General features: G+C 39.1%; 19 protein-coding genes and 1 tRNA gene. 9 read left to right on the top strand and 11 right to left on the bottom strand.

Annotated features, from left to right (window positions below; genetic code table 11):
* Positions 1 to 81 precede the first annotated feature (81 nt).
* The 6 genes from ACNKXS_RS09185 (at position 82) to ACNKXS_RS09210 (ending at position 5,153) form a co-directional block, all read left to right on the top strand.
* Positions 82 to 165, top strand: a tRNA-Leu gene (locus tag ACNKXS_RS09185).
* A gap of 157 nt (positions 166 to 322) precedes the next feature.
* Positions 323 to 1,225: a MerR family transcriptional regulator gene (locus tag ACNKXS_RS09190; RefSeq protein WP_417920607.1), complete on the top strand. Its 903-nt coding sequence runs from the start codon at positions 323 to 325 to the stop codon at positions 1,223 to 1,225.
* A gap of 9 nt (positions 1,226 to 1,234) precedes the next feature.
* Complete coding sequence (locus ACNKXS_RS09195) at positions 1,235 to 2,701, top strand: phytoene desaturase family protein (RefSeq protein ID WP_417920608.1); 1,467 nt, start codon at positions 1,235 to 1,237, stop codon at positions 2,699 to 2,701.
* A 3-nt stretch (positions 2,702 to 2,704) separates the two neighbouring features.
* A complete protein-coding gene (locus ACNKXS_RS09200) occupies positions 2,705 to 3,544 on the top strand; it encodes a phytoene/squalene synthase family protein (RefSeq protein WP_417920609.1) in 840 nt (279 codons plus the stop codon).
* A gap of 9 nt (positions 3,545 to 3,553) precedes the next feature.
* Positions 3,554 to 4,003 (top strand): sterol desaturase family protein, encoded by a 450-nt coding sequence (locus ACNKXS_RS09205; RefSeq protein WP_141879178.1) that lies wholly within the window; start codon positions 3,554 to 3,556, stop codon positions 4,001 to 4,003.
* Positions 4,004 to 4,016: 13 nt separating this feature from the next.
* Complete coding sequence (locus ACNKXS_RS09210) at positions 4,017 to 5,153, top strand: lycopene cyclase family protein (RefSeq protein WP_417920610.1); 1,137 nt, start codon at positions 4,017 to 4,019, stop codon at positions 5,151 to 5,153.
* Here ACNKXS_RS09210 and ACNKXS_RS09215 read toward each other — a convergent pair whose 3' ends face one another.
* The 5 genes from ACNKXS_RS09215 to ACNKXS_RS09235 form a co-directional block, all read right to left on the bottom strand.
* A complete protein-coding gene (locus ACNKXS_RS09215; protein WP_417920611.1) occupies positions 5,154 to 5,714 on the bottom strand; it encodes a TlpA family protein disulfide reductase in 561 nt (186 codons plus the stop codon).
* Between the two features lie 196 nt (positions 5,715 to 5,910).
* Complete coding sequence (locus ACNKXS_RS09220) at positions 5,911 to 8,178, bottom strand: aconitate hydratase (protein ID WP_417920612.1); 2,268 nt, start codon at positions 8,176 to 8,178, stop codon at positions 5,911 to 5,913.
* 486 nt (positions 8,179 to 8,664) lie between these two features.
* Positions 8,665 to 9,615: an AAA family ATPase gene (locus ACNKXS_RS09225; RefSeq protein WP_417920613.1), complete on the bottom strand. Its 951-nt coding sequence runs from the start codon at positions 9,613 to 9,615 to the stop codon at positions 8,665 to 8,667.
* Positions 9,616 to 9,618: 3 nt separating this feature from the next.
* The gene (locus ACNKXS_RS09230; RefSeq protein ID WP_417920614.1) at positions 9,619 to 11,067 is read right to left on the bottom strand and encodes a peptidylprolyl isomerase; all 1,449 of its coding nucleotides are present in this window, start codon (positions 11,065 to 11,067) and stop codon (positions 9,619 to 9,621) included.
* Entirely contained in the window at positions 11,030 to 11,890 is an 861-nt protein-coding gene (locus ACNKXS_RS09235) for a peptidyl-prolyl cis-trans isomerase (protein ID WP_417920615.1), read from the bottom strand. The genes ACNKXS_RS09230 and ACNKXS_RS09235 overlap by 38 nt, the downstream gene beginning before the upstream one ends.
* 196 nt (positions 11,891 to 12,086) lie before the next feature.
* Between ACNKXS_RS09235 and ACNKXS_RS09240 the strand changes: the two genes are divergently transcribed.
* Positions 12,087 to 12,539, top strand: coding sequence for an SRPBCC family protein (locus tag ACNKXS_RS09240; RefSeq protein ID WP_417920616.1), 453 nt, complete (start codon positions 12,087 to 12,089; stop codon positions 12,537 to 12,539).
* Between the two features lie 64 nt (positions 12,540 to 12,603).
* Complete coding sequence (locus ACNKXS_RS09245) at positions 12,604 to 13,155, top strand: OmpH/Skp family outer membrane protein (protein ID WP_417920617.1); 552 nt, start codon at positions 12,604 to 12,606, stop codon at positions 13,153 to 13,155.
* A 68-nt stretch (positions 13,156 to 13,223) separates the two neighbouring features.
* Here the strand turns inward: ACNKXS_RS09245 and guaB are convergent, their stop codons facing one another.
* Complete coding sequence (gene guaB / locus ACNKXS_RS09250; protein ID WP_298246353.1) at positions 13,224 to 14,696, bottom strand: IMP dehydrogenase; 1,473 nt, start codon at positions 14,694 to 14,696, stop codon at positions 13,224 to 13,226.
* Positions 14,697 to 14,897: 201 nt separating this feature from the next.
* Here guaB and ACNKXS_RS09255 point away from each other — a divergent pair, with 201 nt between their 5' ends.
* The gene (locus ACNKXS_RS09255) at positions 14,898 to 15,140 is read left to right on the top strand and encodes a hypothetical protein (RefSeq protein WP_417920618.1); all 243 of its coding nucleotides are present in this window, start codon (positions 14,898 to 14,900) and stop codon (positions 15,138 to 15,140) included.
* A gap of 1 nt (position 15,141) precedes the next feature.
* Here the strand turns inward: ACNKXS_RS09255 and ACNKXS_RS09260 are convergent, their stop codons facing one another.
* The 5 genes from ACNKXS_RS09260 to ACNKXS_RS09280 all read right to left on the bottom strand — a co-directional run bounded on the left by ACNKXS_RS09260 (position 15,142) and on the right by ACNKXS_RS09280 (position 22,298).
* The gene (locus ACNKXS_RS09260; protein ID WP_417920619.1) at positions 15,142 to 17,574 is read right to left on the bottom strand and encodes a TonB-dependent receptor domain-containing protein; all 2,433 of its coding nucleotides are present in this window, start codon (positions 17,572 to 17,574) and stop codon (positions 15,142 to 15,144) included.
* Entirely contained in the window at positions 17,555 to 18,919 is a 1,365-nt protein-coding gene (locus ACNKXS_RS09265) for an HTTM domain-containing protein (protein WP_417920620.1), read from the bottom strand. Before ACNKXS_RS09265 ends, ACNKXS_RS09260 begins: the two co-directional genes overlap by 20 nt.
* Positions 18,920 to 18,926: 7 nt before the next feature.
* On the bottom strand, positions 18,927 to 20,045 hold the full coding sequence (locus tag ACNKXS_RS09270) for an imelysin family protein (protein ID WP_417920621.1): 1,119 nt from the start codon (positions 20,043 to 20,045) through the stop codon (positions 18,927 to 18,929).
* A 43-nt stretch (positions 20,046 to 20,088) separates the two neighbouring features.
* The gene (locus ACNKXS_RS09275) at positions 20,089 to 21,300 is read right to left on the bottom strand and encodes a DUF4856 domain-containing protein (protein ID WP_417920622.1); all 1,212 of its coding nucleotides are present in this window, start codon (positions 21,298 to 21,300) and stop codon (positions 20,089 to 20,091) included.
* Between the two features lie 134 nt (positions 21,301 to 21,434).
* Entirely contained in the window at positions 21,435 to 22,298 is an 864-nt protein-coding gene (locus ACNKXS_RS09280; RefSeq protein ID WP_417920623.1) for a hydroxymethylglutaryl-CoA lyase, read from the bottom strand.
* Positions 22,299 to 22,309: the final 11 nt, after the last annotated feature.

The following is a 22,309-nucleotide window of genomic DNA, read 5'->3' on the forward strand; positions in this document are numbered from 1 at the left end:
AGCCAGATCACTATTTTGCTCGCTTCGATCTTTTGATCGAAACTTGTTGACCAGCCTTATGGAGACATTCCATAAACTCATACCCGAGTGCTGGAATTGGTAGACAGGCATGGTTGAGGGCCATGTGTCCATTAGGGCGTGCGGGTTCAAGTCCCGCCTCGGGTACTACTTTCCAAAAAATTACAATTAGCCGCTGAGGCTTTTTTTTATATCCTATCAGAATTTTGTTTAATATAAATTATATTTAATTAAACATTTTAACTTTTCTCTATTACTTTCACCTTAATTATTGTTTAGATTTGTTTAATAGCTTAAAAGAAGTATGGAACATATCAAACAAAATTTTAGCATTAAGGATCTGGAGCATTTGAGTGGAATTAAAGCTCACACCATTAGGATCTGGGAGAAGAGATACAATATTCTTAATCCCGAAAGAACAGATACTAATATTCGTACCTACGATGGTGAAGATCTACAAAAGCTACTCAATATTTCTTTTTTGAACATTCATGGATACAAGATTTCACGAATATCCAAAATGAAAGAAGATGAAGTTCATGCACTTGTAAGAAGAATCTCGGCCTCTTCTAGTGTAGAGAACAGAGCTAAAAATGCTCTCAAGCTCGCGATGATGAATTTTGACGACAGATTGTTTCAGAAAACCTATAATGATCTGGTCTCAAAATTATCATTTCGAGATGTTTTCTACGATGTTTTTATTCCGCTGCTTGAAGAGATTGGGCTGCTTTGGCAGACTGACACCATCAAACCTATTCACGAGCATTACATCATAGAGCTTATTAAACAAAAGATATATATCAATATAGCCGAACTAAAATCTAACGGCGAGGAAGAGAATAATGACAAATTATATGTGCTTTTTCTTCCTTACAATGAAATCCACGATATTGGTATATTGTATCTCAACTATGAGCTTTTAAACGCAGGTAAGAATGTTATCTACGTTGGTCCAAGTTTACCATTAGACAATATGGATTACCTGATGAAAATCCATAATGACCCGGTATTCGTAAGTTATCTTACCATCTCTCCTGTAAATACAGATGTTTCAGAATTTATAAATGAGTTCCAGGAGAAGTTATGTCGGGATAAGCCAAGAGAATTCTTGTTATTTGGACAAAGAACAAAAGAAATAGATCAGGCCGCTCTTCCTGAAAACATCAAAGTACATACATCCATTAAAGATTTTATAAATAGTCTCTAAAAATCCCCAATGCCAAAAAAGATAAATATTATAGGATCCGGTTTTTCATCTCTAGCAGCTTCCTGCTACCTGGCTCAGGCCGGTTACGAGGTAGAAGTATTCGAAAAGAATGATACGGTAGGTGGTAGAGCCCGTCAATTGAAACGTGATGGGTTTACTTTTGATATTGGTCCAACCTGGTACTGGATGCCAGATGTTTTTGAACGTTTCTTTTCTGACTTCGGAAAATCAGCTTCAGATTATTTTCAGCTGAACAAATTAGATCCAGCTTATGAAGTTTACTTCGGTAAAGATGATTCCGTTATAATTCCGGGTAGCCTTGAAGAGATCTATGAGACCTTTGAAGAAGTTGAAAAGGGAAGTTCTGAAAAACTGAAGAAATTCATTGCCAAAGCACGTGACAATTATGATATAGCCATTAAAGATCTGGTTTATCGTCCTGGAGTTTCTCCAATGGAACTTGTAACAACTGCGACCGCAACAAGACTAGGCCGGTTTTTTACAAATATTAGCGGAGATGTTCGTAAAGAGTTTTCTAATGAGAAACTAAGACAGATTCTCGAATTTCCAGTATTGTTTCTGGGAGCAAAACCAAGTGATACTCCAGCTTTCTATAGTTTTATGAATTATGCCGACTTTGGATTGGGCACCTGGCATCCTCATGGAGGGATGTACAAAGTTATAGAAGGCATTAAAGAGCTCGCAGAGTCTTTAGGCGTTAAGTTTCACCTCAATGCTAATGTCGAGGCTATTACTACTGAAGATCGTGCAGCAAAAGCGCTGAAAATAGACGGGAAACTTTATCCTGCAGATATCATTCTTTCTGGTGCAGATTATCATCATACAGAAACCTTACTTCCGGAATTCGATAGACAGTATTCTGAAAAGTACTGGGAAAAGAAAACGTTTGCACCCTCGTCCCTACTGTTTTATGTAGGCTTTGATAAGAAATTGAAGAATGTATCTCACCATACACTATTTTTTGATAGTAGTTTTAAGGATCATGCAAAAGCCATCTATGATGACGCTGCCTGGCCTGAAGATCCACTGTTTTATGCCAGTTTCCCTTCAAAGACTGATGATACCGTAGCTCCTGAAGGAAAGGAAGCAGGAATATTCTTAATTCCTCTTGCTCCAGATCTCGAAGATACCAATGAGATTCGGGAACGTTATTTTAATATGATAATCGAACGTTTTCAGGCGCTTACAGGGCAGGAAATAAAAACAAATATTATATTTAAGGAATCCTTTTGTGTAAAGGATTTCAAGGAGGCTTATAATTCCTATAAAGGGAATGCCTACGGAATGGCAAATACACTTTTCCAGACAGCATTTTTAAGACCGAAAATTAGAAGTAAAAAGGTGGAAAAATTATATTTTACCGGGCAGTTAACCGTTCCCGGACCAGGTGTGCCGCCATCCCTTATATCTGGGAAACTTGCAGCTGGACTGATACAACAAAATGAACAAAACTAATTTATGAAAGCGATTTTTGATACGGTATCCCGGTCCTGTAGCAAAACTGTTACCAATAGCTACAGTACTTCCTTTAGTCTGGCCACTAAGATGCTGGCTCCCTCTATAAGGCAGGATATTTATAATATTTATGGATTTGTAAGATTTGCTGATGAAATCGTGGATAGCTTTCATGATTACGACAAGGAACTATTATTTAAGGATTTTGAAGCCGATCTATACAAGGCGCTGGATCAAAGAATTTCTCTTAATCCTATTCTGAATGCTTTTCAGGAAACGGTACACCGGTATGAAATAGAACCTCAACTTTACAAGTCTTTTATGGATAGTATGCGACTGGATCTTCATAAGTCTGAATATCTGAGTATGGAAGAATACCGCCAATACATCTACGGTAGCGCAGATGTTGTTGGTCTTATGTGTTTGAAAGTCTTCGTAAAAGGTGACCAGGCGAAGTACGAGGAATTAAAATCTTCCGCCATGAGTCTCGGTTCAGCTTTTCAAAAGGTGAATTTCTTACGGGATCTAAAAGCAGATTATGAAGATCTAAGTAGATCCTATTTCCCAAATGTGGATCTTTCAGAATTAGACGAAGTAAATAAACAACAGATTGTTGCTGAAATTGAAGAAGACTTCAGTAAAGGTCTAAGCGGGATCGCTCATCTTCCAGTAGAAGCAAAGTTTGGTGTGTATACTGCTTATATATATTATCGAAAATTACTTCAGAAACTTAAAAACGTCCCATCTTTGGAAATTAAAAATTGCCGGGTTCGTGTTCCTAATTATCAAAAGGCAGGATTACTGGCAAAATCCTATATTTCTTATAGATTGAATTTAATATAATTGATGATGATGCAAGTGATATTATGGCTATTAGTATTTTTTGGAACCTTTATGATGATGGAGGGAATGGCGTGGTTCACACACAAATATGTGATGCACGGTTTCTTATGGAAATTGCATAAGGATCACCACCACAAAGATCACAGTAGCTGGTGGGAACGAAACGATCTCTTTTTCGTTTTTTACGCTCTTGTAAGTATTGGGTGTTTCCTGCTCTGGAGGTATGAAGATGTATGGTTCGGCCTACCTATTGGACTTGGGATTCTCGCGTATGGCATCACATATTTTACAGTGCACGATATCTTTATACACCAAAGGTTTAAGATTTTTAGAAATGCGAATAATAAATACGCAAAAGGTATAAGACGAGCGCATAAAATGCACCATAAACATTTAGGAAAGGATGACGGCGAATGCTTCGGAATGCTATTCGTACCTTTCAAATATTTCAGAAAATAAAATATATCCCCAAATGATCACGCCAGACTATTACTACATCATCGTTGGTGGTGGACTGGCTGGGTTACAGCTTGCTCTTGAAATAAGGAAGGACGTTTTCTTTAAAGGAAAAAAGATTGCGATTATTGATCCTTCGCTCAAATCTGAAAACGACAAAACCTGGTGCTTCTGGGAAGAAGGTTCAGGTAAATGGGACGAGCTTATTCAGAAGGAATGGCAGCAAGGATTATTTATAGCAGAGTCTGTAAAGAAAGAAATGGATTTTGCTCCTTATTCCTATAAGATGCTAAGATCCATCGACTTTTATCAATATGCGAAAGGTGAATTAAATAAGGATCCTGACACATACTTCATTCAGGATGAGATTAGTAAGATCGATGAAGTTACACGTACTGCATTAGGCAAGAAAGATTCTTACACCGCTACTCATTTTTTCGATAGCAGGCCACCACATTCTTATAAGGATGATTCTGGTAGCGCCAAAATCTATCAGCACTTTAAAGGAATATATATTGAAACTCAGGAAGCTCAATTTGACCCTGACCGCTTTACAATGATGGATTATCGGGGCAAATACAAGAACAGCACTTGTTTTACTTATGTCCTACCAGTATCTCCTAAAAACGCTCTTATAGAGTTTACCTTTTTTACTCCTTTCCTAACCGAAGAAAAAGTATATGATGAGCAACTGGAAAAATATATTCGGGAAGTTTTAAAAATTGATAATTACAGCATCACTGAAAGTGAGACGGGCATAATTCCAATGACCGACTACCCTTTCCATCAGCATAATTCCAAATATGTTACGAAGATAGGGACGGCTGGCGGTTGGGTAAAGGCATCTTCAGGGTATTCATTTAAGAGTACTGAACGAAAAGTAGACAAGTTACTGTCAAATATTAAAAGTGGTAAGAAGCCTGCGCAAGGTTTGTTTAGCAAGAGATTTCAGCGGTATGACGCGATATTTCTGGATGTTCTGGAAAAGCGGAATGATCTTGGTGAATCATTGTTCACTAAATTCTATACTAAAAACAGTATTCAGAATATATTCAAATTTCTGGATGAAGAAACCACATTTTCCGAAGATATCAAGATCATGCAAAGCATGTTTCACCCTCAATTCTTAAAATCTTTCTTCAATAAATTATAATTACTCTTGCAGCAATTTATCAAGTGTGCTTCGGAAGCTGTCTGAGTTCCAGTCGGCAGACCCAACTTTGTCGATCACAATTTTTCCTGATTTTGAGATCACATAAGTAGTTGGTAACGTTTTTCCGAGCATTGGTTCAGGTGCTTTAGTCCGCATCTTGTAGGAAGGTAAAGTAAAACGTTTACGCTTCATGTAATTATCTGTGGTTTGATGCTGTTCTCCTGAAACAAATATAAAACGCACCTTTTCACCATAATCCTCATAAACTTCCTGGAAACTTGGCATTTCTGCAATACATGGTGGGCACCAGGTAGCCCAGAAATTAACTACGACAACTTCATTTTCAAACTCAGAAAACTCTATTCTTTTGCCTCTTTTATCTTCCAGTACCCAATCATAACTGGCTAGTTTTTCCTGATCCTCTTCGTCATTAACAGAGGGCGCGAAGGAAATAAGCTTATTCACAAAGATCTGAACCGGCTTCCTGGTTTGAGGAATCACCATCACCAGAATTATCACAATAATGATAATATTTGACCACTGATTTTTAAATAATTTCATAGCATTGAATAGGTCCTGCAAAGAACGGAAAAATTACAATTTTGGGCGGTACACGTCTTGATTCAATTTTAAACGTAGCTAAAAATTCCAGCCCGAAAATCATCTAATTAGGATTTGATGCTAATACAGATTTTCTAAAAACAAAAAACCTCAGGATTACTCCTGAGGTTTTTTTTAGAATTCTATAATTAAATGCTTAAGCTGCGTTTTCCTTTTTAATAAGGTTCAATGCAGATCCATGCTTATACCACTCTATCTGTGGCTGATTATAAGTATGATTAGCTTTAATGGTATCCTTACTTCCATCTGCATGTACGATCTCTATAGTTAGAGGCGTATCTGGTGCAAAGTCTTCAAGATCTATAAGGTTGAAAGTATCATCTTCCTGGATTAGATCATAATCACTTTCATTTGCGAAAGTAAGACCTAACATTCCCTGTTTCTTAAGGTTTGTCTCATGGATACGAGCAAAGGATTTTACAAGTACCACCTTAACACCTAAATGTCTCGGCTCCATAGCTGCATGCTCTCTGGAAGAACCTTCACCATAGTTATGATCTCCTACTACAACCGTTGGAATTCCAGCTTTCTTGTACTCTCTCTGGACTGCCGGCACACCATCGTACTCACCAGTAAGCTGATTCTTAACAAAATTGGTCTTCTCGTTGTAAGCGTTAATAGCTCCAATAAGACAGTTATTAGAAATATTATCTAAATGTCCTCTATATCTTAACCATGGTCCTGCCATAGATATATGGTCGGTAGTACATTTACCCCATGCTTTGATCAATAACCTCGCGCCAGTAAGATTTTTACCATCCCAAGGCTCGAAAGGTGTAAGCAATTGAAGTCTTTCGCTATCTTCAGCTACTTTAACTTCTACACTGCTTCCATCTTCATTTGGAGCAACATATCCAGCATCCTCTACAGCAAATCCTTTTGTAGGAAGTTCAATTCCCTGAGGTTCGTCAAGCATTACTTCTTCACCATCCTCGTTCATTAATTTATCGCGGGTTGGATCAAAATCCAGTCTACCAGAAATTGCGATTGCTGCAACCATTTCAGGAGAACCTACAAAGGCGTGTGTATTAGGGTTTCCATCTGCACGCTTAGAGAAGTTACGGTTAAAAGAGTGAACGATCGTGTTCTTCTCTTCACCTTTTCTATCTGAACGATCCCATTGACCAATACATGGTCCACAGGCATTTGTAAAAATAGTTGCATCAAGATCTTCAAAGATCTGAAGCAATCCATCTCTTTCCGCAGTAAATCTAATTTGTTCAGACCCCGGATTGATACCGAAATCAGATTTAGCCTTTACTTTCTTATCTACCGCCTGTTTTGCGATAGAAGCTGCCCTGGTCAAATCTTCATAAGAAGAGTTGGTACAGGAACCAATCAGACCCCAATCAACATTAATTGGCCAGTCATGCTCCTTCGCTTTCGCTCCCATTTCAGAAATAGGAGTTGCAAGATCTGGCGTAAATGGTCCGTTTAAGTGAGGCTTTAATTCATCTAAATTGATCTCGATCATTTCATCAAAATACTGCTCTGGATTTGCGTATACTTCATCATCACCAGTTAAGTGCTCACGTACTTCATTCGCTGCATCTGCAACATCTGCACGGTTCGTAGCTCTCAGATAGCGCTCCATCGAGTCATCGTAACCAAAAGTAGAAGTTGTCGCTCCAACTTCGGCACCCATATTACAGATAGTTCCTTTACCAGTACAGGAAAGGTTACGCGCACCTTCACCAAAATATTCTATGATTGCTCCGGTACCACCTTTTACAGTAAGGATACCTGCAACTTTTAAGATCACATCTTTAGAAGAAGTCCATCCAGAAAGTTTTCCGGTTAACTTCACTCCAATAAGTTTAGGGAATTTAAGTTCCCACGGCATTCCAGCCATTACATCTACAGCATCTGCTCCACCTACTCCAATAGCAACCATTCCTAATCCACCGGCGTTCACCGTGTGAGAATCGGTTCCAATCATCATTCCACCTGGAAATGCATAGTTTTCTAGAACAACCTGGTGGATAATACCTGCACCTGGTTTCCAGAATCCAATTCCGTATTTGTTTGATACTGATTCCAGAAAATCGAAAACCTCACTACTACTTTTATTTGCAGATTGCAAATCTATCGCAGCTCCCATTTTCGCCTGGATAAGGTGATCACAATGTACAGTCGTAGGAACAGCTACCTGCTTCTTACCTGCCTGCATAAATTGCAATAATGCCATTTGCGCAGTCGCATCCTGACAAGCAATTCTATCCGGTGAAAATTCTACATAATCCTTACCTCTTTGAAATGCTTCTTTAGCACTCCCATCCCATAAGTGAGAATAAAGGATCTTTTCTGAAAGCGTCAAAGGTTTACCAACAACTTCACGTGCTGTATTCACACGTTCAGCCATTTGGCTATAAACCTTCTTAATCATATCAATATCGTATGCCATATTCTGTTTTGTTTTTATTCTAAAAAAGTCTTGCAAAAATAGGAAATTTAGACCGATTTTAAAAATCAGGAGCAATACTCAGAAATCGCTGTAAATTATTTCTGAAATTGTAATTTTTACGATAGAAAATTCAATAAAAATGAATTTTAGATTACATTTCTAAGAATTCGATAATTTTTGAAGCCTATATCGAGTATCTGGCAGGTTCGCGGAGTGTCTTTTGTCTTCGGAATAAATAAACTACAGGAGCCATAAAAGCGATAAAAAACATGGACAGGATCCAGAATGTTTTGTCACGTAGCTTATTCAGAATCATATCCAGCAGAACGATGAGCCAAAAGCCAAATGAAAATACAGAGGATATGAATTTCAGAATAAATGCTGAAAATTCATCCAGTCCAGCTATGCTAGCAAGAAACTTATTACCAAAAGCAAGATAAAAAAGTATAGAAAAGAGAATTTTATAGCGTTCAAGAAAATTGATCACTAGAATAAGTTTTTTATGATCTGTTCAGCAGAAATACCTTCAGCTTCTGCTTTGTAATTCCTGATGATTCGATGCCTTAAAATTCCAATGGCAACCGCCTGAACATTTTCGATATCTGGTGAGAATTTGCCCTGTACCGCAGCATGGGTTTTGGCAGCCAGAATTAAATTCTGAGAAGCTCTTGGTCCCGCCCCCCAGTCAATATAATTCTGAACAAAATCTGAAGCTTCTTGTCCAGGTCTCGTTTTGCCTACCAGTCTCACAGCGTATTCTATAACATTATCCGGCACCGGTATACGCCGAATCATTTGTTGAATTTCAGATATTTCTGATACATTAAATAATGGATTCACCGTTTTCTGAACATCTGTGGTCGTAGATTTCACGACATCCACTTCTTCCTGAAAACTTGGATATTCCAGATTTATTGCAAACATAAACCTGTCCAGCTGGGCTTCTGGCAAGGGATAGGTTCCCTCCTGCTCTATCGGGTTTTGTGTAGCCAGAACAAAATAGGGTTTATCAAGCTTATAGTGATGACCGGCTACCGTCACAGCCCGTTCCTGCATTGCTTCAAGTAAAGCTGCCTGAGTTTTTGGCGGAGTACGGTTGATCTCGTCTGCCAGTAAAATATTGGTGAAAACCGGCCCCTTTATGAATCTGAATTTGCGATTTTCATCGAGGATCTCTGATCCCAGAATATCGCTGGGCATAAGATCTGGGGTAAATTGTATTCTTTTGAAATCCAGACCAAGCGCTTTTGCGATAGTATTGACCATCAACGTTTTGGCAAGGCCTGGAACACCGATCAATAATGAATGTCCCCCTGAAAATATAGAAAGTAAAACCTGTTGCACGACCTCATCCTGACCAACGATCACTTTCGCGATCTCTGTTCTTAGTTCGGCGTGTTTCTTTACCAGGTTTTCTACCAGGGCAACGTCAGACATTCATTATTGTTTTAACCAGTCATTAGCGTAATCACAATCACGGTACTTGCCGTTTACTTTAATATAAGTATCTGCGATCTTCTCTTTTTGCCACTTTTCGATAACTTCAAGCTGTTTGTCTCTAAGTGCAAGTTCCTTGATCTTAAGGTAATCTGTTGCATAATCTGCTTCGTGCTCCTCAATTTTCTTAGTAACCTTGATGATCTTGAATTGCGGTCTTCCTGTTCTGTCCTGTTGTGTAAGAACCAGGGAAACTTCACCTTCATCTAAAGATTCCACCTGCTCAAATAATTTAGGATCGATCTTGGTTAGCTCAAATCTGGTATCACCAGTTCTTGGGTTGATCAATTTTCCTCCTTCAGTTTTAGTTTCTTCTTCATCTGAAGCTTCTCGAGCAGCCGCGGCAAACTCTAAGTCTCCTTTCACGATCTTACTTCTCAAAGTATCGATTTCAGCTTTCGCTGCCTGCACAGATGCATTTGTTACATCTGGAATCAACAATATATGTCTAAGTTCTACGGTTTGCCCACGAATCTTGTCGATCTGGATTATATGATACCCAAATTCAGTTTCAAAAGGTTCACTAACCTCACCTTCCTGAAGACTAAAAGCTACATCCTTAAATTCTTTTACAAAGGCATCCTTTCTGGTTAGGGTAATTCTACCTCCATCTGGAGCAGTCCCTGGATCCTGTGAATATAAAACTGCCTTGGTAGAAAAACTTGAACCGTTCTCTTCAATATCAGCTTTAAAACCTTTCAACCTGTCTATAACCTTCTGACTTTCTTCCTGAGGAATTTCAGGTTCGATCACGATTTGAGAAAGTTCAATTTCAGTACCAAACATAGGCTTCTCCTCCATTTGAACGTAATACTGTCTTACTTCTTCCGGAGTTACTTCCAGATCCTGAATGATCTTTTCCTGCATTTGCTGTGCAAGCTGTCTTTGCTTGGTAAGTGTAAAAATCTCATCCCTTAACTCAGCTTCGCTATCCTTTTTGTAGAATTCAAGCACTTTCTCCATAGAACCAGCCTGTTGCTGCAGTCCCTGGATTTGTTGATCAACGATCCCATTTATCTGGTTGTCGTTAATGATGATACTATCCTGTATTGCATGATGTGCATACAATTTGTTCTCCATTAGAGAACCTGCCAGTTTACAATCAGTCACCTCTGCCGTGGTCATTCCCTGTGACTGCATATCCTTGTACATCAGGTCGATATCACTTTCAAGAATGATATATTCTCCAACTACTGCAGCGATCCCATCAACTTTCATTCGCTGTTTCCCCTGCATTTCGTTTTCCACCTTCTTCACCTCGGCATCTGGCTGGATCGACGTACTATCTGTTACGATCACTTCCTGAGAAAATCCAAGAGCCGTGAACATCATGCACACTCCTGAAAATAGCGGTTTAATTGTAGATTTCAAATTCATTATTTTTAATTGCATCTTTAGTAATATCCTTTTCTAATTCTTTAATAAGCGACTGCTTTCTCTTATTCAGCAAGATCTCTCGAATGGTTGCTGAAGCATAATCTAAAGGAGCCTGTTCATTTCTTGCCAGTACATCGTTCACATAAACAAGGTACACATTTAATGAATCCTTTAACTCCAGGAAATTTGATTTTCGCAATAGCTTTGACCGATCCTCTACAGAAAGCGGACCAATTTTATCATAAACAGATTTTGTTTTCACCCAAACAGAATCGTTCATGCTGTAGTTTTTAAACTGAATCGCCATATTGCTTAATGCTTCCTGATCTTCAGCATTAAAGCGACGAAATTTAGTTCTTATTTCATCAAGGTTGTTCGTATTCTTCGGAAGATTAATATACCTGAGTTTTACAAGGTCCTCATTCAGAATAAAATTTTCCCCATTCTTCTTATAATAAGCTTCGATCTCGTTCTTGTTGAGGGAGGTATCAAGATCCCGGGTAACGATGGCATCTGTATATGCATTGGTAAACAACTCATTCTTATAGTTCTCCACAAGGGCATTGAATTCGGCCTGTTGTTCTCCTGGTAAATTGAGTTTTGCCCTGTCGATCAACAATTGCTGAGTCGCCCAGCGAGTCACGTAATTCCCAACGATTATCGAACTGTCTTCAGGAGAAGTATCTTCATCAATAAGAGATTGTATATCCTCCTCGTATAAATAAGAATCATTGACTCTTACTACCTGTACCCTGTTATCGGTTTGCTGAAAATACTCACAACTGCCAAACAGCAAAGAGCACAATCCAAGGTAAAACCAATAAAAACGTCTATTCAAAATCAATCGTTTAAGCACCTCTTTTATTAAGCTGAAAATACCTTCAGCTCTTACTAAACTTACTATCCGCGCAAAAATAACAATTACTTGAGGTTCTGCAAGCTAAAGGCATAACGAATAAGCAACCTACGAAATTATAAATTCTGAAAGATTTTTATTTCCGTAGTATCTTAGACTGAAGCTAAAGCAACATCATATGAAATACGAACAGAAAATTGTGATCGACAAACCTCTTAACGAGGTCATAGAAAAATTTTCAGATCCGGATAGTCTTAAACACTGGCAGGAAGGTTTTATTTTCATGAAACCCATAAACGGAGTACTTGGAGAAAAAGGCTCTCAGAATCTTCTGAAGTTCAAGATGAATGGTCGTGAGATCGAAATGACCGAGACCATACTCGCCAACGAACTCCCTCTAAAATATGAAGCCACTTATATCGCTAAAGGTGTATTTAACCAACAGGCAAATTATTTCGAGGAGATCGAACCTGGGAAAACGCTGTGGCGCACGCATAATGAGTTCAGGTTCTCAGGATTTATGAAAGCTATTGGAATGCTGATTCCCGGAGCATTCAAAAAACAATCAAAACAATTCATGACAGACTTCAAAGCTTTTGCTGAAGAAGGTAAAAGTGTGCTCGATAAATAATTAATTTTCTGAAGGATAGCTGATATTTACCTCAGCCTGTTATATTTGCGAAAAAGTATTTAGAATGAAACGATTAAGTATTGCCCTTTTAATGCTATTTGTAGTAGTTTCTGCAAACGCACAATCAAAAATTGGAACTATTGATGCAGAATATATTCTAGCTCAAATGCCAGAAAATGCTGAAGTAAATAAATCTCTGGAAGTTTACAACGAAGAGCTTCAGCGCGACCTGAAGAACACTATTGGGAAATATGAGACAGCGGTAAAGGAATACCAGGAAACCAATGTAGGTCTTACAGATGATGTTAAGAAAGAAAAGGAAAACGAGATCATTGGAATGGAGAATGAGATCAAAGGCTTTAGACAGAAAGCATCTGTAATGCTTCAAATGAAAAGAAGTGAACTAACCGGTCCACTTTATGGAAAGATCGATACGGCAATGAAAGAAGTGATCCAGGAAGAAGGTTATACTCAAATATTTCATTCTGGTTCTGGCGGACTTGCATTCTCAAGAGAACAGGATGATATCACGCTTAAAGTGATGGAAAAAATGGGTATAGAAGTAAAACCTGAAACTACTCAACAGGCAGCCGGATCTACTACTACAGAAAACTAGAAATTTTAGTTATTTCAAATAAAAAAAGCCCTGCAACTTGCGGGGCTTTTTTATTTCAATTTCTTAAATTATCTACTGTAATTAGGAGATTCTTTGGTGATCGTTACATCATGAGGATGACTTTCGTGAACTCCGGCAGCTGTGATTCTTACGAACTTTCCAGTTTCCTTCAAGGTTTCTACATCTCCTGCACCACAATAACCCATTCCAGCTTTAAGCCCACCAATGAACTGGTGAATACTTTCTTCCAGGTCTCCTTTATAAGGAACTCTTCCAACAATTCCTTCGGGTACAAGTTTCTTAATATCATCTTCCACATCCTGGAAGTAGCGATCTTTCGAACCTTTTTCCATAGCTTCAACAGATCCCATTCCACGATAAGACTTGAATTTACGACCTTCGTATATGATCGTTTCACCCGGTGATTCCTTAGTTCCTGCGAGCAGTGAACCAAGCATCACGCAATCTGCACCTGCTGCGATCGCTTTTGGGATGTCTCCGGTATAACGAATTCCGCCATCGGCAATTACCGGCACGCCAGAACCTTTGATTGCTGCTGCAACCTCCAGTACGGCTGAAAATTGTGGAAAACCGACTCCAGCTACAACTCGCGTTGTACAAATAGAACCTGGTCCAATTCCCACCTTAACAGCATCTGCGCCTGCATCTACCAGGTATTTAGCAGCTTCTCCGGTAGCTATGTTTCCAACAACTACGTCAAGATCTGGGAATTTCTTTTTTACTTCTTTAAGCACCTGCACCACTCCTTTAGTGTGACCATGAGCGGTATCAATAATGATGGCGTCCACACCTGCGTTTACTAAAGCTTCAGCGCGGTCCACTGCATCTCCGGTAACACCCACCGCTGCCGCTACGCGAAGTCTTCCGTAGGTATCTTTGTTCGCCATTGGCTTTTGGGTAAGCTTAGTGATATCACGAAACGTGATCAAACCAACCAGTTTATCCTCAGCATTTACGACAGGAAGTTTTTCAATTTTATTTTCCTGTAGAATAACTTCTGCATCCTCCAGTGAAGTCCCTTCTGAAACTGTTACCAGATTTTCGGAGGTCATTACCTCTTGTATAGGTCTTCCTGTATTCTTTTCGAATCTTAGGTCACGATTGGTTACAATTCCAATAAGTTTCCCGGCATCATCTACAATTGGAATCCCTCCAATGCTATGTTCTTTCATGGAATCTTTAGCATCTCCAACCTTGGCTGTAATTGGCAAGGTTACAGGATCTATGATCATCCCGCTTTCTGCACGCTTTACCTTTCTAACTTTCAAAGCCTGCTGCTCGATCGTCATGTTCTTGTGAAGTACGCCAATTCCACCTTCTCTTGCCATGGCAATTGCCATTCTGGATTCGGTTACGGTATCCATCGCTGCGGAAACGATAGGAACGTTAATTGGAATATTGCGTGTAAATTTTGACTGAATGCTTACTTCTCTTGGGAGAACTTCAGAGTATGCCGGCACTAAAAGTACATCGTCATAAGTTAGTCCGTCACCTAGAATTTTGGAATCGTGTGCGATCATTGCAATTAGAGATTTAATTGCATGCAAAGATATGGTTTATAAGTGACAATCAATGAAGTATTCCACTTAACAAAACATAAATCTCCTATAAGTAATAGAAGACCGCAAAAGTTTACACCTTTGTCTAATAATATGGCTTACAGATATTTAAATTCATTCTTAACGAATAGCGCGCTATCTTTAGTTTAAAATGAATCGATTATGAGTATTAGACTAGGAAACAGCTGCACCAATTGCGACAATTTTCAGAATAACTTTTGTACTAAACATGAAACCGCCGTTAATGTTCAGCATACCTGCGACAGTTTTGAAATGAGAGCGTCTATTAAAAATGAGAAGAACTGCCTTAATTGTGCGAGATATGAAAGTCCAACCTGTGCGAATCCTCAAAAGGCCGCACCAGGAATGTTATGCAGTCACTGGGCACCGCAAGCTACTGCGTGATCTATAATTTAATTTGCAGACTTGAGTACCAGGTAAGCGGCTGCGCAGGAATGATCCCGGGCCCAGGATATCCTGTGGCCCTACGTGTAAAGTAACTATTATCCAACAGGTTATTAATTCCGGCTTCCAGCTTAAATTTGCCAAGGCTATAGCTAGCAGATACATCCATAATTCCATAAGAGGGAATGGATCCTCGAATTCCATTAATTCTGTCATCCACATCCTGAGGAGCATTCGTAGCATCTGAGAACTGTTCAGATAAATAGGTGTATTGTAGACCTGCGAGGAAGTTTTTATAACCAAAATTAAGACCGGTTTTCAGGTTTACCTTCGGAATAAATTCAACTTCATTTCCTTCTACGTTGATCTCATTAGAATCCACATATTCAGAACTTGTAAAGGCCGCATTCACAAAATAGTTGAGCTTATGATCTTCCGAAGTTTCAAAGAAAGTATTCTTTAGATCCCAATCAGCGAATGTTTCCAGTCCGTATATAAAGGCATCGCCAATATTGGATTTATATCGGTAATAATCTGTAGCTGTAGCCACATCCACAACTCCTATCCTGTCATTATATCTTAATCCAAAAATGCTAACATCGTAAGAAACCTTATTGGCCAGTCTACCGCGCACACCAATATCTGCAGTGAAACCTTCTTCATCGGTAATTTCAGGATCTATGACCAGATTGGGATTTACAACCCTTATGTCATTAAAAGTAACAGACCTGTAATTCTGGGATATATTTGCGTAGAGTTCGTTCTTAGGATTCAGGGAATAACTGGATCCAACACCAACTAAGACAAAAGAACGCTCGAAATCACGACTATCTTCTACAGTTTCATTCTGAAGTGGATTTCCGGCCAGATCCAGAATAATATTTTTGTAAGAGCCTTCAGAAGCCGTATTTATATATTCAAATCTAAAGCCGGGTGTAACCGATAATCTTTCAGAAATGTTAAAAATGTTTTCTCCAAAAATTGCCAGGTTCTTATTAGGGAAGTTAAACTCAGCCTGTCTCGCGTAATCTGGATATGTTGTATCTGCAAATGAGAAATCGGGACCGGTCGCATTAGAGCCAGGTCCTTGTCTCTGGTCATTATTGGCATCATAATACTTTGCACCAATTAGAAAAACCGACTGATCATTAAGAAGGTCATATCTTGTTAGCAACCTCGTCTCGATTCCCCAGTTAGAAAAATTATCTACCAGCAATTCTCTTGGTGCATCGAGATCGTCCACCTGGGAAACTCTATCCACTCTAAATCCGAGCGCTTTTCTTGTGGCATCCAGTCCGAAAAAATTTACACTAACATCTGTTCTGTCTGTAAGTTTGTGTTGGAGTTTGAATGCATAAAGATTCCAGTTAACATCGAACCAGTTTCTCTCCCGATTGCTAAAATCCGGATCTTCATAGAATTGAAAATCTGAAAGTCCTCCCGGTTGTTGTGCCAGGTAGTCCAGGTAAGTATACTCAAAACTAATATTGGTGCGATCACTAAGCTGGTAACCAAGATGTGCGAACACATTCCTGGAATCATAACCAGAGTTAGGACGGAAACCTTCCCCTCCCTTATAATGAAAATAAGTGTAATAACTCAATTTCCCTATGGTCCCGCTAAGGCTGTTGAAACTGGTAAAAAGATCGTACGAACCTACACTCTGCCTGGAAATTAACTCTATCTTTTTATCCTTTACAGGTTCCTTAAATTTGAAGTTGATCATTCCTCCAAACTGTGTTCCGTATTGCAAAGAAGCAGCTCCACGAACCACCTGAATTTCTTTGAGAGCTTCTGCCGGAGGTGTGTAGTAACTTTCAGGATATCCTAAAACATCGGCAGAAATGTCGTATCCATTCTGCCTGGTATTAAAATTCTGGGTTCGATTGGGATCAAGCCCGCGACCTCCAATATTTAATTGCAATCCTGCATCTCCATTATCATAAATATTGAGTCCAACCACCTGATTGTAGATCTGTCTGGCATTATTCGCCGCCAGGTTTCCTACTGTTTTATCAAGCAGAACCACTTCACTTTTCTTACCTGCATAAATTGCAGTTCCTTCTACCTTACGCAGTTTTCGTAGGGCAAAAATCTCTTCCCTGCGATTAGTGATCATTACTTCACTAAGGTTGTTAGAAAGTTTCGCAAGCTCAAAATTCAATCGAGTATCTTCATTAATAAAGATCTCTTTATCTGCGATCGCATATTCAAAACTGAAAACTGCAAATTCGTAATAACCCTGCTGAAGATTCTCTATACTGAAAACACCATCTTCATTGGTAAGGACCATTTCTGAAACTGTTTTGTTCCATACTTCAGCATTAGCAATAGGAGTACCGTCTTCAACGGAAGTGACCGTTCCACTAACCGTGAATTGGGCCTGAGCCAGGGAAGTAAACAAGAATATGATACTAAAGACCTTTAATTTCATCCTGGAATGGTAATATGAATTCTTTGTGTTCAAACGAGTCGGCAAAATTAAGCAAATTTACATCAGGATCGATGTAAGGCGCACTCTTTCTGCCATTAAGCGCCACGTAGTTCTCTACGTAAATCTCTATATTTTGATGACCATCTTTGCTGAAATGATCTTCAAGAAATTTCGCGTATTGCAAAATAAAATCTGGCTGGAATGACATCTGTTTTTCCTGGAAAGGAGTCAGAAAATCTGAATTATTAACGTAAAAGCGATTTCCGGTTTCAGCATCTACTATCTTAAATTGAGCATAACCAGCTTTTTCCATAAGCATCACCCGCCAGCTAAATCTAAAACCTTCTTCAGTCCAGAATAATTCTCCCGGGTATGCTAAGTATCTCCACGGTAGTAAAAGCTGAATTGTAAAGAATATTACTACGACAGTTCTCACGATCTTGCCGGTAATATCTGGAAACTGGTATACTTCAGAAGTATCGAATATTGATTTATTGATCTTAAATATTTCAGCAATAAAATTCAGGATCCTGTGGTGTTGCTTCGGACTAAAAAATATCAAAGCGCTTACGATCATGATGTAAGGGAACATTCCGATAGGGAAAAGTACACGGGTGAGAACATGAAAAATGATCACCATGACAAAAGCTGCAAATCGTGTACGACGCCACAGTAGTAAAAATGGAATAAAGAGATCGTACAGCATTCCGCTCCAGCTAAAGGCGTAATGCAACCATTCCTGCTGCATGAGATCTCCCAGCCACGGCAGATCGTATTTGGAGGGTAGCCAGATTTTCAAAGGCATGGCTCTTAACAACCAATCTGAATTTAGTTTTGCCAGTCCCGCATAGAAATATACGATCGCTAGAAGCAGTTTTAAAGAATCCACGCACCAGGCCGGTACTTTTTGAAAGGATTTCTTTCTATCTCTCCAGGCATCTATAGAAAAATAGGCATTCGCTGGTAGAAAGATCATCAAAAAGCTCAGGATGCTAATAAAGTAATAATGGTTCAAATAAGTTGTTTTATCCATAAGCTCGATATAAGTGAAACTCAGGAAAAACACGATGATAGAAAGTCGGTACTTGAAACCTGTTGCGACGGCCAGGGCAGAAAGTCCGCAGATCATAAATATTAGATAGGTATACTCACCTATTGGATGTACCCATTCAAATCCATAATAAGAGAAAAAAAATTTCGGGGCAATGTAGAGTTTCTCGATCCAGCCGTTAGCCCAGAAACGCACGATACTGGCAAACATCATCAAACCAAAAAATAAACGAAAAGCCGCCAAAGGGGCAGCTTCCGTATTCTTTTTTAGATATTTATTTGCAGAAAACAGCATTCAGATATTAATCTCCATCTGAATCTACATAATCCACACTAATGGATAATGCCTGCATCATGTCAACTTTTAAAAGAATCACAGCCTTCTGTAATTCGTCATAAGCTTCCAGCATTTTAGTGTTATCTTTTTCTACCTGTGATTTCAAATTCGTTTCCAGAGATGAACTTTGAGATTGAATGGCATTTAACTGGTTTTCAATTAAACTAGCCAGATCTGCTCCGTCTTTCATACTATCCAGATACTCCAGGTATTGTTTGTAACTACTTCCAGTTCCGTTTCCTGAAAAATGTCTTCCGTAGAAAAAGTCTTCGAAGCTCTGTACCGCTTCCAGGTAAAGTTCTCTTGAAATCTCAGCATTGAAACGCGCTTCTACATTAGAAGGAGACGCAGTTCCTGTAAAAGCACCTGCCGGGAATCCTATCTTTCCAGATCTAAGAATTTTCTCGAAGTACATTACATAGTCATTCGTAAATTTATCAACAGAACCAGTACTTGAAGATGAAGTATTACTTACAAAAGTATCTCTGTAATCTCCATTCCAGGAATTTGAAACTTCAGTAGTAAGAGCATTCATTCTTGATGCTACAGCGTTTAAATATGTACGGTAGTTCTCATTAGAACTGTATAGTGCCACAGTCTCTTCCGAAGTTCCCATACCGAATAAAAGGTAATCCAACGCTGGCAGTCCCTGTTCTGCAAAACTGGATGGTAATTCCAGATTGAAAGAACCTGAACTTATTTTAGAATCGATATTTGAAATATTAGCCGGATAGGTATTTAGATAACTACGATAGTTAATTTCCTCTGCCTTTCCAACCTGGAACATAGAAACCGATTGGAAGCTCTTGTATGCATCTACATAAGCCTCACGAAGTTGCTGCAAACCTGCAGCATCTGGAGCTGAGGTAAAAGCAGTGACTGCCGTTTCTACATTCTGAGTCTTGGTAGCCATATTATTGTAAGCAGGAACTATAATATTATCTGCCCAGTTTACCAGCATTGCGCCACGATCAAAAGAATCTGTTCCTCCAGTTTCCCCACCTGTCTCGGTGCCGTCATCTTCAGAAGAACAAGCCGCGAAGATCAGTGCAAATACAATGAATAGTCTTGAAAATTTAATCATATCGTTTGATTGAAAAACCGGAGCACAAGACTCCGGCAAATTATTATTCTGCAGCTTCAGCTACACTAAAATCAAATTCTGCAGCGATCTTTTCAGAAATACTGTCCAGAGTATCAGGACTTACTTCCCAGAAACCATTCCCGCTTAATAATTGATCTTTGAAATTGTTGATATCAGACACGCTTAAATAAGGCATGTTTGTCATAGGATCATTGGTAAATCTTAAGCTATATAGAAAACCATAACCTTCAGATAGCGCATGGAATGCTGCGCCAAACTCACCATTCGCAAGAAGGTTCTTACCATCCTGCAGATAGTACACCGCTCTTACCGCGATCGTTTTGGAAATATTCTCACGAATAATAGCAACCTGCTCATCACGTACTATATAATCCCCTGCAACGATTGCTGCTCTACCAGTTTTAAAGGCTTCAAAAGTTTCTTCAGCCAATCCGGTGAAATCTTCATCTTCATCAACCTGTCCTAAATAGCTGAACAATAATCTATCATCGCTTTCATTCAGGATCGAATTTGGATTGGAAGCTGGAATTGATGGATCTCCATATAAGTAACCATAAGCTTCATCCCACTTATGCTCCATCGTCGTATAATTTTTACCTTCTTCCGGAAGCTCATCATCGTTGTTCAACCTGTTATCGGCTTCGTCAAGAACTGGCTGAGACAGGTAGTTATTAAGAATTTGATCTGCCAGAAGTCCACCAATAAGAGACTTGGCAAATGCCTGATTCAATTCCAGACCTTTTGCATTCACGTATCTTACACGGGTTCCCTGTGCGATCTGTCCTGCCTGACCTGCTTTTGCAAGCATATCTTTATTCGCTTTAACAGTAGTCATTTGCTCGGTGATCCAGGATTCAAAATCAGATTTGATCTCACTGGCTTCTACATTATTGGTAGAAAAATACAGGTTTGAAGCTGCTACTTTGGATTTGATATTTTTACTGGAAGCATTAAGATCTTCATTAGCGAAAGGTGAATTCTCATTCGCGAACATATTCAGCAACATTTCTTCTGAAGCGTTGTCAAAATCGGTAAAGTTTGATAGAATTTCAGCAGACATTTGTAGTCTGGTAGTTTGTCCTTCAAAGTTTACAGTAGATGCACCGTTTCTCGTAAAATCGTAAGAAACCGGAACTTCAATATTTTTCTCGTTTAGAATATCAGAGTCATCATCAGATGAACATGAGCTTAAAGTAAGGGCTGCAACAAAGGCTGAAACGAACAGCTTTCTCATATAGTTTTATTTAGACTGGTTTAAAATAACTAATTCCAGCGCAAATATAATATGAGCTTATAATTACCGCAAGTTTATTTAGATTAATTTTAAATAGGTTTTATTAATACCTCTATAAGATTCAATAAGCAGTACTAATGGTAGGCGTTGAAGATCTTTGATGCCTCGTTATAGGATGACTCGAAACTGGTCATTTTAATGTTACTATCTGCTTTGGCGGCATTAAAATAGGAAAGCATTTTTTCTGAAGGCATATTTCCCGTTAGCTCATCTTTAGCCATAGGGCAACCCCCAAATCCCTGGATCGCACCATCAAATCTTCTACATCCTGCCTTGTAAGCAGCATCGATCTTTTCGTGCCATTTAGCAGGAGTTGTATGCAAATGTGCGCCAAATTCTACTTCAGGATATTTGGTGATCAAATTTGAGAACAGGTATTCGATGATATCTGGTGAAGATGTTCCAACTGTATCTGAAAGACTCAGGATCTTCACTCCCATTCCTGCCAGCTTTTCTGTCCAATCTCCAACGATTTCCACGTTCCATGGATCTCCATATGGATTCCCAAAGCCCATGCTCAGGTAAGCAACCACTTGTTTATTACAGCTGTTGGCAACATCAAGAATCTCCTGTAAGACTTCTACAGATTCAGAAATAGTTTTATGAGTATTCCGCATCTGAAAATTTTCAGAAATCGAAAATGGATAACCCAGGTAATCAATTTCTTCAAATGCTGAAGCATCCTGTGCTCCGCGAGTATTAGCAACGATAGCAAGTAATTTGGATTGCGTTTTAGAAAGATCTAATCTCGACAGCAGATCTGCCGTATCCTGCATTTGCGGGATAGCCTTGGGTGAAACAAAACTTCCAAAGTCGATAGTATCGAATCCGCACCTTAAAAGTGACTGAATATACTGCGCCTTTTTTTCTGTAGGAATGAATTCTTTAATTCCCTGCATCGCATCGCGGGGACATTCGATTAGTTTCACTTGAGCCATATGGTCAAAGA

Origin of the sequence: Christiangramia marina, from assembly GCF_048285865.1 — a bacterium.
In the GTDB taxonomy this organism is placed as follows: Bacteria; Bacteroidota; Bacteroidia; order Flavobacteriales; family Flavobacteriaceae; genus Christiangramia; species Christiangramia marina.

What these genes read in the sequence shown, in the direction of transcription:
- ACNKXS_RS09270 (WP_417920621.1), bottom strand. Translation starts at nt 20,045, where the DNA reads ATGATTAAATTTTCAAGACTATTCATTGTATTTGCACTGATCTTCGCG.
- ACNKXS_RS09225 (WP_417920613.1), bottom strand. Translation starts at nt 9,615, where the DNA reads ATGTCTGACGTTGCCCTGGTAGAAAACCTGGTAAAGAAACACGCCGAA.
- guaB (WP_298246353.1), bottom strand. Translation starts at nt 14,696, where the DNA reads ATGATCGCACACGATTCCAAAATTCTAGGTGACGGACTAACTTATGAC.
- ACNKXS_RS09195 (WP_417920608.1), top strand. Translation starts at nt 1,235, where the DNA reads ATGCCAAAAAAGATAAATATTATAGGATCCGGTTTTTCATCTCTAGCA.
- ACNKXS_RS09265 (WP_417920620.1), bottom strand. Translation starts at nt 18,919, where the DNA reads ATGCTGTTTTCTGCAAATAAATATCTAAAAAAGAATACGGAAGCTGCC.
- ACNKXS_RS09230 (WP_417920614.1), bottom strand. Translation starts at nt 11,067, where the DNA reads ATGCAATTAAAAATAATGAATTTGAAATCTACAATTAAACCGCTATTT.
- ACNKXS_RS09240 (WP_417920616.1), top strand. Translation starts at nt 12,087, where the DNA reads ATGAAATACGAACAGAAAATTGTGATCGACAAACCTCTTAACGAGGTC.
- ACNKXS_RS09205 (WP_141879178.1), top strand. Translation starts at nt 3,554, where the DNA reads ATGCAAGTGATATTATGGCTATTAGTATTTTTTGGAACCTTTATGATG.
- ACNKXS_RS09215 (WP_417920611.1), bottom strand. Translation starts at nt 5,714, where the DNA reads ATGAAATTATTTAAAAATCAGTGGTCAAATATTATCATTATTGTGATA.
- ACNKXS_RS09210 (WP_417920610.1), top strand. Translation starts at nt 4,017, where the DNA reads ATGATCACGCCAGACTATTACTACATCATCGTTGGTGGTGGACTGGCT.
- ACNKXS_RS09275 (WP_417920622.1), bottom strand. Translation starts at nt 21,300, where the DNA reads ATGAGAAAGCTGTTCGTTTCAGCCTTTGTTGCAGCCCTTACTTTAAGC.
- ACNKXS_RS09245 (WP_417920617.1), top strand. Translation starts at nt 12,604, where the DNA reads ATGAAACGATTAAGTATTGCCCTTTTAATGCTATTTGTAGTAGTTTCT.
- ACNKXS_RS09190 (WP_417920607.1), top strand. Translation starts at nt 323, where the DNA reads ATGGAACATATCAAACAAAATTTTAGCATTAAGGATCTGGAGCATTTG.
- ACNKXS_RS09255 (WP_417920618.1), top strand. Translation starts at nt 14,898, where the DNA reads ATGAGTATTAGACTAGGAAACAGCTGCACCAATTGCGACAATTTTCAG.
- ACNKXS_RS09220 (WP_417920612.1), bottom strand. Translation starts at nt 8,178, where the DNA reads ATGGCATACGATATTGATATGATTAAGAAGGTTTATAGCCAAATGGCT.
- ACNKXS_RS09280 (WP_417920623.1), bottom strand. Translation starts at nt 22,298, where the DNA reads ATGGCTCAAGTGAAACTAATCGAATGTCCCCGCGATGCGATGCAGGGA.
- ACNKXS_RS09260 (WP_417920619.1), bottom strand. Translation starts at nt 17,574, where the DNA reads ATGAAATTAAAGGTCTTTAGTATCATATTCTTGTTTACTTCCCTGGCT.
- ACNKXS_RS09200 (WP_417920609.1), top strand. Translation starts at nt 2,705, where the DNA reads ATGAAAGCGATTTTTGATACGGTATCCCGGTCCTGTAGCAAAACTGTT.